This is a genomic window from Streptomyces sp. NPDC001848 (assembly GCF_042891915.1).
GTDB lineage: Bacteria > Actinomycetota > Actinomycetes > Streptomycetales > Streptomycetaceae > Streptomyces.
In genome coordinates this window covers 115,527-128,217 of sequence record NZ_JBIATP010000017.1, presented here as the reverse complement: position 1 = coordinate 128,217, position 12,691 = coordinate 115,527, and the positions used below count along the sequence as shown (strand labels likewise).

Genomic DNA, 12,691 nt, shown 5'->3' with positions numbered 1-12,691 from the left:
GCGCGACCGGGACCAACACCCTGTCCAGCCAGGTGAGTTGACCCATCACTCGGATGCCTGGTCAGTACACCAGCCGGGCCTTCGCCGACGCCTGTCGCAGGGCTGGTGTCCGCCAGTCCATGAGCGCGATCGGCAGCTCGGCGGACAACGCGCTCGCCGAGTCCTTCAACGCGACGTTCAAACGCGAGACTCTTCAGGGCCGAAAGCACTGGTCCAGCGAACGCGAGGCCCGTCTCGACGCGTTCCGCTGGCCCAACCGCTACAACACCCGACGCCGTCATTCCCACCTCGGACAACGGAGTCCCATCGCCTACGAGACAGCACTCGACACGACATCAACTACCCTGCCCCAAGCCGCATAGCTCGTGTCCAAGATTCCGGGTTAAGGCCCGATCTCCGAAAACCTTGGACTCGCCGACCGATCGTGGCCCACCGGCCGGTGAGTCGAGAGCATGGGACTCAGCGGGCCAACAGGTCCTGGATGGCCGCCGCGATCTCGTCGGGTGCCTCCTCGGCCATGAAGTGGCCTGCTCGGGGCAGCCGGTGGTCCAGGTCTGGCGCCCACGCCTCCCACACCGCCGCAGCGTCGTCGCCCAGCTGTTCGCCCCAGTCCTGCTGGATGACCGTCACGGGCATGGCCAGCTGCGCCCCGGCGTCCAGCTCCGCCTGGTCGTGCGTGACGTCGATGCCCGCCGAGGCCCGGTAGTCCGCGACGATGGACGCCACTGCCGCGGCGCTCGCGCTCAGGTATTCGGCACGCACCTCCTCGGGCATGGTTGTCGGTTCGTTGGCCCAGACGTCGAGGAACGAGCTGAAGAACGCGTCCGCACTGCCTGCATCATCGCCTCCGGCGGGCCTGGCGGCTGCGCCATCAGGAAGAGGTGGTAGCCGACCGCCGCCGAGACGCCATGCACGGTGCAGAACTGGTGGACGCGCACGATGTCCCGCCCGTAGGGGCGGTCAGCCGAAGCGATCAGCCGGGCGGCCAGTTGTCCCTGCCCGCTGGGCACCGACGGATGCGTCAGCGCAGGCTGGTCGCGATCTCGACGCGCCGCCCGGCCTTGTCGGGATTCGTCGTGCCTGGGGCAGTCGCGGCCCCAGGCCGCCTTGTGCCTCCGCTACCGCCCCAGACTCAGCCGGGCAAAGACGCCACCGACCACCGGCCTCGCCTGGAAGCCCACCTGGCGGTTGCTCACCGTGTCGTACCAGTCGGTGAACGGCACGCGGGACGGTGAGGTGTGCACGAAGTCGTAGAGTGCGCCGACCAGGTAGTCGCTGACCGGATGCCCGGCCAGCCAGGCTGCGGTCCACATCTCCCAGTCGCCCTTGGTGTAGGCGTGGCGGTCGTCCAGCGGAACGCCGAACTGGTTGACCTGGCCGAGATACCAGTCGGCCTCTTCCTGGGCAACGGAGCCGGGCAGCAGTCCCAGGCCGAGCAGCCGGTCCGGGTAGCCGTTGTACTTCAGGCTCCAGGTGCCGGGCTGGTCGTAGGCGAGCCTGAGATGCTTCTGCGCGTCCTGGCCCTTGGCCGCCCACTGGCCGATGAAGTCCCGGGCGGTGGAGCGGTAGCGCGCGGCGTCCGCCGCGTTGCCCGCTGCGGTCGCGATCTGGCTCATGGCACCGATGCCCAGGATGCCCTTGAGGGCAAGGTTGGCGCTGTGGGCGATCCAGCCGGTGAAGTCGTCGGTCTGGTTCTGGTTGCCAGGGTCGAGCGCGTTGGCGGTCAGGTAGTCGGCCCATCGCTTGAGGATCGGGTAGTGGGCCTTGGCGAAGGCGGTCGCACGGGACTTGCCGGTCCGGGCGAGGTAGGCCGCGCTCACGATGAGCATGTTGGCGGACTCCTCGACCGGCATGTCCTCCTCCTTGCCGTCGTTGTGTCCGGCGGCGTCCGGGTAGCTGGAGCCCAGATCGTGCTCGGCGAAGGTCTGGGGCCAGCCGCCGTGCTCGGGGTAGTCCAGCAGAGGGGCCAGCAGCAGGCCCAGGTACTCCGGGTCGGCGTAGGCGAAGACCGGCATGGCCGGGTAGACGACGTCCACAGTGGAGACGTTGCCGTCACTGGAGATCTCTTTCAGGAAGGCCCACGGCTGCCCGTCACGGCTGACCAGCTCCGTCCCGCCATAAGCCTGACGCAGCGCCAGCGCGCACAACGCCGCGTATTTCGGGCCGGCCAGCGCCGTGGCTTCGCGGCGGATCCGTTCGTCGAGGGCGGCGGTGCGCTGCTGCGCGGGCCTGGCGTCGGCGTGGAAGAAGGACGCCATGTCCTGCCACCGGGTCCAGTACGACTTCCACAGTGGAGGCAGCGGCGTGCCGAGGTATCTGACTGCGGGCTCACGGACGTGCCCGATCGACAGCAGCGCCGAGCGGTCCTGTCGCCCGACCCGGCCGAGATCGAAGTGGAAGGCGAAGACCGGCCAGTTGTCGTTGATGCGGCGCGGCTGGTTGGCGTCGGAGGTGTTGCCCAGGCGTCCGTGTGCGACGGCCGCCGAGCGGACCACGGTGTCGGCGCCGATCTGCCAGGTCAACCCGGGCTGCTCAGTGGCGTTCCAGACGACGGTTCCCCAGGAGGCCATGTCACCGTGCTCCGTCAGCTCGTCGGGGCGCGACGGCGAGAAGGACAGGGACGTGATCGAGGCCGGGCCGGTGATCCGCTCCTGCTCCCAGCCGATCTCCGAACCGCTGTCTCCGTGCGCCCACTCACCCGAGACGTCGAAGTACAGACCGACGCTGTGCTCCCGCCCGTCCAGGCTGCGCACGGCGCACGTGACGTACGACAGCGGTACACACTGCCGTCGTACGTCCCCCGGTTCGACGGGTGAGAGGAAGGTGAGGGTGAGCCGTACTCCCGCGGCCTCAAGGACGTACTCGGAGCGGGTGGCCGTGACGGTGAGCGAGCGCTGGACCATGCCGCGCAGCACGACATCCGGAATGCCGGGCGCCCCCAGGAACAGGAAGGGAACCCCGTCGATGCGGGCGATACCCGTCATCGCCGTGGTACGGCCGGTCCAGAAGCACGGCCAGCTCCCGGCCAGAGTGTCGGCGGGCAACCAGGCACTGAGATAGGGAGACCGCACCGCGAGCGGCACGGCAGGCGGCCGTATCGGGTCGAAGCCGCTGGAGGCCGCCCGCGGAGGGCCCTGGGACGCGGTGGCGGGCCGAGTCGGGCCGGGCGGCACGGAGATACCGGCAGTACGGAGCCCGGCCAGACCAGTCCATCCGAGCAGTCCCCGGCGGCTCAGGCCACCGCCGGGGGCCGGAACGAGGCCGAAGGGGTGGGCGGCATCGGCGTGATGGTCGGTCATGGGCCTCCTGCTCCCGAGCGTTGACAACGTTGTTGCAGCGGGATCATAGGCATGACAACTCATACCGGCCGCTGTGTCCATACCCCTGTTCGGGTGTCCCGAGCCGCGGACAATGACGGGGCCCGGCACGCAACAATCGAGCGGCGGGCCGTGCTCGCGGCAGTGTCTCCGCGCTCGCCAAGGGTCCGGTCCGCAATCCACGCCTGCAACCCCAGCTCCCCCACCGAAAGGCGCGCCACTCGATGTGGACCGCGATCCCCCTGCTCGTCATAGGTCTCCTCCTGCTACTCGGCTCCGCGCGCGAGGTCCGCACCCGGCGTCGGCTCCAACGCGAAGGCGTCGTCACCCCCGGAACCGTCGTCCGCTACCGGCGCAGCGCCACCACCGAGGGCGCGGTTACCCTGACCCCGGTCGTGGCCTTCACGGACGCCCGCGGCATCACTCGCGAGTGCCGCGCCGGGCAGTCGGGGACGCGCAACTGGCCCATCGGCCGCCGAGTACCGGTGATCTATCTCCCTCACTCACCCGCCACAACTCGCATCGACCTGCAATCCCAGCACCGCGCGCGGCTCACCGTCCTGCTGGTCGTAGGACTGATCTCCACGGCGGCACCCGTGCTGTTCCTCGCGACGCGCTACTGATGATCTTTGCGGGATGTCGCACACTGGCTGACGATCGTCGCAGTTCAAGCGGACGCCGCCGATGGCGCGAACAGTGCCTGGACGATTTCGGTGGCCTGGTCGCGCAGCCAGGTGTGGGCGCGGTCGTCGTCGTAGCGCTGGTGCCACAGCAAGTACAGCGGGATGGCGGGCATCTGCAGGGGCAGCGTCAGTCTCATCAGGCCGAGTTGCTCCCGGGCGGCGCGGGTGACCGCCTCGGGAAGGGTGAGCACCAGGCCGTTTTCGACGGCGAGTTGCATCGCGAAGGCGGCGGTGGGCCCGGCCGCGACGACGCGCCGTTCATGGCCACACTTGCTCAGGGCGTCGTCGATCGGGTCGCGCAGGCGGCCGCGCCGCGAGACGGTGACGTGTTCGGCGGCCGCGTAGCGCTCGATGCTCAGTGGGCCTTCAGCGAGTGGGTGGCCGGGGCGCACGGCGACGATGAGCCGGTCCGTGCCGACGAGGCGATGACGGACGTCGGCAAGCGTGGGCCGGGTGGAGCTGGATGCGAGGTCGACCTCGCCCCGGCGTAGCTCGGGGGTGTCCGTGCCGGGTTCGGCGGGCAGGCGTAGCCGCACGCCCGGGGCTTGGCGGCGGATCGCGGCGGTCAGAGAGGGGCCGCAGGCGGCGGTCAACGCGTCGTGCCAGCGCACGGTGAACACCCGGTCCAGAGCCGCCAGGTCGAGCTCCGGCTGCTCGGAGAGAAGCTGGTGCGCCTGCTGCACGAGGGTGTGGACCTGGGCGCGGATGGCCAACGCGCGGGCGGTGGGAACCATGCCGCGTCCGGTGCGGACCAGGATCTGGTCACCGGTTGCCTTGCGGATGCGGCCCAACGAGCGACTCATCGCCGGTGGGGTGACGTGGAGTCGGGCCGCGGCGCCGGCGACGCTGCCCTCTTCGAGCAGCGCGTCCAGAGCTGTGAGCAGGTTCAGATCCAGTTGCATGAGAGTCACTTTACAAGTGAAAAGAATGCACTTGTTGTTATCTCTCAGGCTGCCTACGGTCGAAGTGCGGGGCCTGCGGCAGAGCCGCACCGCATCGACCGAACCCAGGGAGCCAACCATGAGCACAGCCATGCCCTTCGACGTCGACACGACGCTGATGTCCGACGTGACCACCGCGGTGCGGGCCGCCGGCCTGACGCTGCGCGACCGCTACGCCCCGCATGCCCGAGGCGTGAGCCTGAGCGAGGTCGTCGACGAGATCCACGCCAACGACGACGCGGTACTGAACGTGTTGCGCGAACCGCTGCTGCGGGCACGACGGGGATCGCAGTGGTCCGAGGACGAACTGGCCGGCGGCGCGCTCCCGTCCGGGGAGTGGTGGATCGTCGACCCCGCCGAGGGCAACATCAACCACGTCCACGGCATGCCGGACTGGGCCGTCACCGCCACTCTGGTCCGCGAGAACCGTCCGGTCCTCACCGTCGTCCATCTGCCGCTGACCGGCGACACCTACACCGCCGTCGCCGGCGGCGGTGCACACCTCAACGACCGGCGCCTGAAAGTGTCCGCCAAGACCGATCTCGGCGCCGCGCTCGTCGGTACTGGTCAAGCCAAGCCGGGCGAGGACGAGCGCACCTTCCGCCGGATCGGCGACTCGGTCACCGCCATGCTCGCCGGCGGTCTCGTCGTGCGCGTGTCCGTTCCCGCCACGTTGCAGCTCATCCATGTCGCCGCCGGACGCATGGACGCGTTCTGGCAGTTCTCCGACGTCCGCTCCGGCCTGGTCGCCGGGGCTCTGCTGGTCTCCGAGGCCGGAGGCGTCGTCACCGACCTGGCGGGCGAGCCGTGGAGCACGGGCAGCCGCGACTTCCTGGCCGCCGCGCCTGGTGTCCACGCCGCCGCTCTCACGGCCCTGTCGCCGATCGCCTGACGACACATCGGCCTGCCTTTCGCTCTCCCTTCGTCCCGCCCGACACCACAAGGAGCATCACCTCGTGACCAGCATCGGCATCCTGGGCGCCGGCCGCGTCGGCCAGAACCTCGCCCGCAAGCTCGCAGCAGCCGGACACCACGTCGTCCTCGGCCGCCGACGCCCGCAGGAGAAGACAGCGGCGTCGGCGGTCGGCGTCGAGTCCCGCCTCTCCTTCGCCGACCAACGCACAGCCGCCCGCACCGGGGACATCGTGATCAACGCGACGCCCGGCGGCAGCGCCCTGGAGCGCCTCACCGACCTGCGTACGGAACTCGCCGGGAAGATCCTCGTCGACGTCTCCAACGCGACCCACGACGCCGACGACGGCCTGCCCGGCGACCTGTGCTACCCCGGCAGCAGCCTCGCCGAACTGCTCCAGGCCGCTCTGCCCGACACCCGTGTCGTCAAGACCCTCAACACCATGCTGTTCACGGTCATGACCGCTCCGGGAGACCTGGACGCCTCACCGACCGCCTACGTCTCGGGCAACGACAAGCAGGCGAAGAAGACCGTCTCCGGCCTGCTCGGCGACCTGGGCTGGCAGCCCGCATGGATCGAGGACCTCGGCGACATCACCACAGCCCGAGCCACCGAGGCCATGATCCTGGTGGTGCCCCACATCCTGCGCCGACACGGCTTCCACCCCTTCGCCGTCTCCCTCACCCGCTGACTCCACCGACGCCGGCATGCCGCACGAGCCTCGTGCCGGGCGGCCGCCGTCCGGCTGAGCGCGTGTCGTGGGACCACACTGCTCACGGCTGCGGCCGGCGCCGCCGGGCTGAACACGGTGAGCCTGTGGTGATGTGCTGCCGAGCCTTGGCGAGTCCGGTGCACGGCGAGGGCGCCTGGCTTCGGTGCGCACTGAAGCCGGGCGCCCCTTGGTCGGGGTCCTCCCTCACCACCCGGAGGTGCCGGTACGCCGGCTACCGCCTCGACGCCGCTGTCCGCGCCCTGAACGCCGGACGCCTCGCCCAGCAGCTGCCGTGATGCTGGCCGGAACGGCAGCCAACTCGCGTACCCCACAGACGACATCGGCCTCCGACGTTTTCCACACCGCACTCCACCGTCGAGACCAGCCATCGCCGACCTTCAGTGGCAGGGCGACCTGCTCATCCAGCACGTACGGCGCGATCAGTTCATGCAGCTCGCACGCATGCGACCACACCGGCCTGCGGGGGCCCGATGAAAACTCCACGAGCCCGCACAGCCGCTCAACCCGGCATCGCAGTCGACTTCGCTGGGACCAGCGACCTTCACGAGAGGTTCGAGGGCGTGGCGTCCCGTGTGATCTTCGAAATGACCAGAAGCCCGTTGAGAAAGGCGGCGAGGGTGTGCTGGTCGGATCCGCTCGACCAGCAGCGCGCGCAGGACGAGCGGGCGTCCGCCCCCTCCTCGAAGCTACGCAGGGCGGCCGTGGCGAAGGTGGTGCGGTAGTGCTCCAGTGCGGCCAGGCAGAGGCCGTCCTCGTCGCCGAACGCGGCATACAAGGAATCCTGCCCGATGGCGAGGTGCCGGGTCAGATCGCGCACCGAGGTCGCTTCGTATTCGCGCGCCCAGAACAGCTCCATCGCGCGGCTCACCGCCGCCTCGGTGTCGAACTCCCGGGTCCTCGCCATGCACCCACCGCAACTTTTATGCAACGCTCGCTCAAGAATCCCTGCGGTGGTGCGGCCGCCCTGGCTTGAAATTTGTACAGGCTAGGCTGCGCAGGTTATACTGTAGTTATGTACAAGGTTGACGGTGTGTCTGAGTCGGCCATGCGTGCGGCGCGGGAGGTGCGGGTGGCGCTGAGCCGGCTGCGGCGTCGGCTCCGGCAGGAGTACGACACAAGCGGCCTCACCCCGTCGCAGACGTCCGTGCTCAGCAGGCTGGACAGAGAAGGCGAGGCATCGGTAAGTGATTTGGCGGCTGCCGAGCGGGTTCGGCACCAGTCGATGACGTCGGTTGTCACCGCGCTTGAGGGGCGAGGGCTGGTGGTTCGGCGTCCCGACCCGGGTGACGGGCGGCGTCAACTGGTCTCGGTGAGTGAGACCGGCCGCAGGTTCCTCGCCGACCGGCGCCAGGCGGGAGAAGAGTGGCTTGCACGCGCCTGCGACGAGCAGCTCACCGAGGCGGAGCGGCAGACGGTGATCGAGGCCATGGCTTTGCTGGAACGGATCAACAGGTCATGACGTCGGCCATCGGGCGGGCGTTGCGCGGAATGCGTGCCAGCGGCAGGACGAAGAAACGGGACGCGTTCGACCGCACGCTACTGGCCCCGATGATGGTGGGGTCGGTACTCAACCCGGTCAACTCCTCCATCATTTCCGTATCGCTGGTGCCGATCGGCGTTGCGTTCGGTGCGCCGCCGTCCGACACCGCATGGCTGATCTCCGCCCTGTACCTGGCAACCGCGATCGGGCAGCCGGTCATGGGCCGGCTCATCGATCTCTACGGTCCTCGCCGCCTGTTCCTCGCCGGGACCGCCCTGACCGGGATCGCCGGCGTGGTCGGCATGCTGGCTCCGAACCTTGGTGTGCTGGTCGCCGCCCGAGTACTGCTGGGACTCGGCACGTGCTGCGGCTATCCGGCAGCGATGTACCTCATCCGCAGCGAGGCCGAGCGCACCGGACGCGACGGCCCCGTTGGGGTACTGACGGCGCTCGCAGTCACCACTCAGACCATCGCCGTCATCGGTCCACCGCTGGGCGGGCTGCTGATCGGCCTGGGCGGCTGGCGCGCCACGCTGGCTCTCAACATCCCCTTGGCGGTCGCAGGCCTGATCCTCGGATGGCTACGCCTGCCCAAGACCGCCCCGCGCCGGCAGGCGTCGGGAGAACGGCTCGTGACAGACCTGGACCTACCAGGCATGGCGCTGTTCGCCGCGATGCTCGTCTCACTGCTGCTGTTCCTGATGAAACCGCAGGTGAGCAACTGGTACCTGATCGTGCTCATGGTCCTGGCCGGAGCCGGTTTCGTCCTCCGCGAGCTGCGGGTGGCACAGCCGTTTCTCGATCTGCGCGTGCTTGGCGGTAATCTCCCGCTGCTGACCACCTACGCCCGTGCCCTGCTGGCGTACGTGGTCTCCTACGCCTTCCTGTACGGCTACACCCAGTGGATGGAGGACGGCCGCGGCCTTTCCGCCTCGCAGGCCGGACTCACCCAACTGCCGCTGTTCGCGACGGCGATCATCGTCTCCGCCACCACCGGGCGCCGCAAGGAGATACGCGGCAAGCTTCTGGCCGGAGCCGTCGGCCAGATCGCCTCTTGTCTCCTGCTGGTGCTGCTGCACACCCACAGTGCCATCTGGCTGATGCTGGTCGTCGCCATGGTCTTCGGCATCCCTCAGGGCCTGAACAACCTGGCCTTGCAGAACTCCGTTTACTACCAGGCCGACAGTGCACGCATGGGTTCCTCCGCGGGGCTGCTGCGTACCTTCGGCTACCTCGGTGCGATCGTCGCCTCAGCCGCCAATGGCGCCTTCTTCGGGCAACGCGCCGACACCAGCGGTCTGCACCACCTGGCCTGGTTCATGCTCGCCGCCGGCGCGCTGTTCCTCACGATCACGGTGGCCGACCGGTCACTCACCCGCATCCGCGGCGCCGGTTCGGACAAAGCTGCAGCGGATGAGGCCCCCTAGCACGGACCCGACTGAAGGACCCCTTCCATGCCCCCATTGTCCCTGGCTCCCGGCATCACCCGGATCCCCACCGCCAAGAACAACAACGCCTTCCTCGTCGAGGGCGACGACGGTCTGACCCTGATCGATGCCGGGATGGCCAAAGCCCCCAACCTGCTCCTGGCCGCACTGGCCGAGCAGGGCCACCCGCCCACCGACCTCAGACGCATCGTGCTTACCCATGCCCATCCCGACCACGTCAAAGGTGCCCCCGGCCTACGGCGGCGCACCGGTGCACAGATCCTGATCCACCGTGCCGATGCCAACTGGCTGCCCGCCGGTCGCGTCCCGCCCGAAGGACGCTGCCGCCCGATCGGACGGCTGCTCGACCGGCTGCCGATCGCACACTGGCCCACCTTCGAAGCCGACGCACTCCTCGACGACGGAGAGCTGATCGAGGGCTCCGGAGGGTTGCGCGTCATCCACACGCCGGGCCACACCCCAGGCCACATCGTGCTGCTCCACGAACCCACCCGGAGCGTCCTGGCCGGCGACGCGGTCTTCAACCAGGGCCGTCTCAGCCTCGGACACGACATGCTGGCCGCCGCCCCGGCCTCACGACCGGCGAGCGTGGCCCGCATCCCCGACACCGTCACCGCGGTCGGCTTCGCCCACGGCGAGCCGATCCTCGCCGACGGCATCGACACCTTTCACGCTTTCCTGCGCGCCCAGCGCTCTACCAGCTCCAAGAGGACCAACACAGCATGACCACGAGCGCTCTGCTGGTGATGGATGTCCAGCAAGCCAACACCAGCCGCGTCTGCGACCCCGACTACCTGCCGCGCCTGGCCCGCGCCGTCCACGCCGCACGAGACGCCGACATTCCCGTCCTGCATATCGTGCTCGGCTTCCGGCCCGGCCACCCCGAGAGCAACAAGCGCAACAAAATCTTCGGCGCCCTGCCGGCCGGTATCTTCACCGCCGAGGACCCCGGCGCGGCCATCCACCCCGACATCGCTCCCGAACCCGGTGAGGCCATCATCGTCAAGCGGCGCGTCAGCGCCTTCGCCGGCAGCGACCTCCAACTACTCCTGACCGCCGCCGGCATCGACCACCTGACCCTCACCGGCATCGCCACCAGCGGCGTCGTCCTGTCCACTCTGCGCCAAGCGGCCGACCTCGACTACCAGCTCACCGTCCTGGCCGACGGTTGCTACGACCTCGATCCCGACACCCACCAGTTCCTCATCGACAAGGTCTTTCCACGCCAGGCCGAAATCACCACTGTCGACGACTGGGCCGCGGCGCTCAGCCCGACAGGCTGAACCCCTTGAGCGTGTGCCTGCCAGACGAAACCGATGATCGTGCGCGCGTGAGGACATGACGACGGGCTGTCCTTCGGCGGCCGTTCGTCGCCGCACGGGCGCGCCCTCGTCTCCGGCCGTGAGTGGCGTCACCGCATCGCCGACCGGGAAACCCGTATGTGCGAGGAGTGCCCGCGTCACGGCGGGGAACGTCCAGGGCGCCGGTGGGTACCGCGGCCCCGGCCGCACACTGGACAAGTCCCCCGAGCGCGGACAGCGCGGTCCGAGTCGGTCCGCGCCGCGCTGGGGCGCTTCGTCGACAGCATCCCACGAGCGCCGCGACCGCGAGCGCGATGACAAACAGCGCATGGTCTCGGGCGGCGTCGATGAGTCCGCCGCCGTGCACGACCATCACTCCGAGGAGCACTGAGGGCGCGCCCATGCCCAGACAGCAGATGAGGTAGGGGACCGAGAGCAGGCCGCCCGATCCTGCGATGTGGCACGGGGGGACGACGGTACGCATGCCGCCCCGGAACCCCGCCCCGAATCCGCTCCCGGCGACCAAGGTGCACGCGAGGAATCCGAACAAGGAGGATGCGTTGACCGCGATCAGTATGCCCACGGCCGCCATGACCGCCGCCGGCCAGCGCGTCCACAAGCTCGAGCTGGACCCCGGCGCCGCACCCGTCGTGCAGCGGATCTTCACTATGTATGTGGAGGGCATGAGCTACAGCGCCATCGCTGCCCTGCTCACTCGGGAAGGCATCCCCTGTCCCTCCGCCCACGACGCCATCCGCAATCCGCACCGCAAGAAGACCGCATGGCAGCAGGGCGCCGTGCGCGCCATCCTCCTCAACCCCTGCTACACCGGCCACGAGGTCTGGAACAAGCAGCGCAAGGAAGAACGCCTCCTCGACATCGACGACGTCACCCTCGGCCACCGCACCCACATGACCCACAATCCGCCCGACGAGTGGATCCACTCCAACGAACCCGCCCACGAAGCGATCATCAGCCCCGATCTCTTCGATGCCGCCCGCACCGTGCGCACACAGCGCGCCCGCAACCAGGGACAGCAGGAGCGCGCCGGCAAACGGGGCGGGCGCCCCTACGCCCTGCGCGGCCGGGTCCGGTGCAGCCTGTGCGGGCGCAAGATGCAGCCCGCCACCATCCGCAGCCGCGTCTACCACCGCTGCGAGTTCAAAGAGGAAGAAGCCACCCTCTACCCCGACCTGACCCACCCGCGCACCGTCTACCTGCGCGAAGACATCGTGTGCCAGGCCCTGAACCGGTGGATCGCCCGCGCCTTCGCCCCTGACCGGCTCTCCGCCACCATCGAAGCGCTCACCCACGCCAGCGCCGCAGCAAGCACCGCACAGCCCCAGACCCCCGAGCAGGCCCAAGCACGCCAGGGGATCAAGGAGTGCGAGCGGCGGCTCGCCCGCTACCAAGCAGCCCTCGACGCCGGAGCCGACCCCGCCGTCGTCACCCAGTGGATCAACGAAGCCCAGCGGGACAAGGACGCGGCGCAGAAGAAGCTCGACGCACACCCCTTCGTCACATGGAAGAGGCAGATCCCGCTCGACGCCCGACAGATCCGGCGGATCAATGAGAGTCTTGGAGATATTGCACAGCGCATCCAGAATGCTGCCGCCGAGAAGAGAGGCCCGCTCCACGAGGCCCTGGGCATCACGGTCACCTATGAAGACGCCACGAGGACCGCGACCGTAAGGTCGAGGCCCTCGTCACCGTATCGTCAATCGTTGTGTCCGAGGGCCGAGTTGACGGCTGACGATACGGTCGTGGTGGCTCAAGGGCGGCTCCGGCCACAGGATCTCTCGAAGGGCCCCACTCCCCTCAGCTGAGGCTGTGCCATGAAATCTAGGCTCTACAGGTGCCGTGACGAGATTTCAG

General features: G+C 69.1%; 11 protein-coding genes and 2 pseudogenes. 9 read left to right on the top strand and 4 right to left on the bottom strand.

Annotated features, from left to right (window positions below; translation table 11 throughout):
* Positions 1–53: 53 nt before the first annotated feature.
* Entirely contained in the window at positions 54–362 is a 309-nt protein-coding gene (locus ACFYZJ_RS30950; protein WP_388573422.1) for a transposase, read from the top strand.
* Positions 363–459: 97 nt separating this feature from the next.
* Here the strand turns inward: ACFYZJ_RS30950 and ACFYZJ_RS30945 are convergent.
* Together ACFYZJ_RS30945 and ACFYZJ_RS30940 are read right to left on the bottom strand one after the other, a co-directional pair.
* Positions 460–914: pseudogene (locus ACFYZJ_RS30945) on the bottom strand (alpha/beta fold hydrolase); the annotation flags it as partial.
* A 204-nt stretch (positions 915–1,118) separates the two neighbouring features.
* Positions 1,119–3,299: a glutaminase domain-containing protein gene (locus tag ACFYZJ_RS30940; protein ID WP_388573420.1), complete on the bottom strand. Its 2,181-nt coding sequence runs from the start codon at positions 3,297–3,299 to the stop codon at positions 1,119–1,121.
* A gap of 242 nt (positions 3,300–3,541) precedes the next feature.
* On the opposite strand from ACFYZJ_RS30940, the gene ACFYZJ_RS30935 reads away from it, so the two are divergent.
* Positions 3,542–3,940 carry a DUF3592 domain-containing protein gene (locus tag ACFYZJ_RS30935; protein WP_388573418.1) on the top strand — a complete coding sequence of 133 codons (399 nt, stop codon included), beginning with the start codon at positions 3,542–3,544 and terminating at the stop codon, positions 3,938–3,940.
* Positions 3,941–3,984: 44 nt separating this feature from the next.
* On the opposite strand, the gene ACFYZJ_RS30930 is transcribed toward ACFYZJ_RS30935, so the two are convergent.
* Positions 3,985–4,902, bottom strand: a complete 918-nt coding sequence (locus tag ACFYZJ_RS30930; RefSeq protein ID WP_388573417.1) for a LysR family transcriptional regulator — start codon at positions 4,900–4,902, stop codon at positions 3,985–3,987.
* 118 nt (positions 4,903–5,020) lie between these two features.
* Here ACFYZJ_RS30930 and ACFYZJ_RS30925 point away from each other — a divergent pair, with 118 nt between their 5' ends.
* Positions 5,021–5,833 (top strand): inositol monophosphatase family protein, encoded by an 813-nt coding sequence (locus ACFYZJ_RS30925; protein WP_388573415.1) that lies wholly within the window; start codon positions 5,021–5,023, stop codon positions 5,831–5,833.
* Between the two features lie 64 nt (positions 5,834–5,897).
* Positions 5,898–6,545 (top strand): NADPH-dependent F420 reductase, encoded by a 648-nt coding sequence (locus ACFYZJ_RS30920; RefSeq protein WP_388573413.1) that lies wholly within the window; start codon positions 5,898–5,900, stop codon positions 6,543–6,545.
* Positions 6,546–7,207: 662 nt separating this feature from the next.
* Here ACFYZJ_RS30920 and ACFYZJ_RS30915 read toward each other — a convergent pair.
* Positions 7,208–7,491 (bottom strand): annotated as a pseudogene (locus ACFYZJ_RS30915) (TetR family transcriptional regulator); the annotation flags it as partial.
* A 108-nt stretch (positions 7,492–7,599) separates the two neighbouring features.
* Here ACFYZJ_RS30915 and ACFYZJ_RS30910 point away from each other — a divergent pair.
* The 5 genes from ACFYZJ_RS30910 (at position 7,600) to ACFYZJ_RS30890 (ending at position 12,642) form a co-directional block, all read left to right on the top strand.
* Complete coding sequence (locus tag ACFYZJ_RS30910; protein ID WP_388573411.1) at positions 7,600–8,046, top strand: MarR family winged helix-turn-helix transcriptional regulator; 447 nt, start codon at positions 7,600–7,602, stop codon at positions 8,044–8,046.
* Positions 8,047–8,075: 29 nt separating this feature from the next.
* Positions 8,076–9,494 (top strand): MFS transporter, encoded by a 1,419-nt coding sequence (locus tag ACFYZJ_RS30905; RefSeq protein ID WP_388573535.1) that lies wholly within the window; start codon positions 8,076–8,078, stop codon positions 9,492–9,494.
* A 27-nt stretch (positions 9,495–9,521) separates the two neighbouring features.
* Positions 9,522–10,241, top strand: a complete 720-nt coding sequence (locus ACFYZJ_RS30900) for an MBL fold metallo-hydrolase (RefSeq protein WP_388573409.1) — start codon at positions 9,522–9,524, stop codon at positions 10,239–10,241.
* The gene (locus ACFYZJ_RS30895; protein ID WP_388573407.1) at positions 10,238–10,798 is read left to right on the top strand and encodes a cysteine hydrolase family protein; all 561 of its coding nucleotides are present in this window, start codon (positions 10,238–10,240) and stop codon (positions 10,796–10,798) included. Before ACFYZJ_RS30900 ends, ACFYZJ_RS30895 begins: the two co-directional genes overlap by 4 nt.
* A 500-nt stretch (positions 10,799–11,298) precedes the next feature.
* Positions 11,299–12,642, top strand: coding sequence for a recombinase family protein (locus ACFYZJ_RS30890; RefSeq protein WP_388573405.1), 1,344 nt, complete (start codon positions 11,299–11,301; stop codon positions 12,640–12,642).
* Positions 12,643–12,691: the final 49 nt, after the last annotated feature.

Bases quoted from the DNA above. Each gene is read 5' to 3' on its own strand.
- ACFYZJ_RS30890 (WP_388573405.1), top strand. From the start codon at position 11,299: ATGCCGCCCCGGAACCCCGCCCCGAATCCGCTCCCGGCGACCAAGGTG.
- ACFYZJ_RS30905 (WP_388573535.1), top strand. From the start codon at position 8,076: ATGCGTGCCAGCGGCAGGACGAAGAAACGGGACGCGTTCGACCGCACG.
- ACFYZJ_RS30940 (WP_388573420.1), bottom strand. From the start codon at position 3,299: ATGACCGACCATCACGCCGATGCCGCCCACCCCTTCGGCCTCGTTCCG.
- ACFYZJ_RS30895 (WP_388573407.1), top strand. From the start codon at position 10,238: ATGACCACGAGCGCTCTGCTGGTGATGGATGTCCAGCAAGCCAACACC.
- ACFYZJ_RS30930 (WP_388573417.1), bottom strand. From the start codon at position 4,902: ATGCAACTGGATCTGAACCTGCTCACAGCTCTGGACGCGCTGCTCGAA.
- ACFYZJ_RS30950 (WP_388573422.1), top strand. From the start codon at position 54: ATGCCTGGTCAGTACACCAGCCGGGCCTTCGCCGACGCCTGTCGCAGG.
- ACFYZJ_RS30925 (WP_388573415.1), top strand. From the start codon at position 5,021: ATGAGCACAGCCATGCCCTTCGACGTCGACACGACGCTGATGTCCGAC.
- ACFYZJ_RS30900 (WP_388573409.1), top strand. From the start codon at position 9,522: ATGCCCCCATTGTCCCTGGCTCCCGGCATCACCCGGATCCCCACCGCC.
- ACFYZJ_RS30935 (WP_388573418.1), top strand. From the start codon at position 3,542: ATGTGGACCGCGATCCCCCTGCTCGTCATAGGTCTCCTCCTGCTACTC.
- ACFYZJ_RS30910 (WP_388573411.1), top strand. From the start codon at position 7,600: ATGTACAAGGTTGACGGTGTGTCTGAGTCGGCCATGCGTGCGGCGCGG.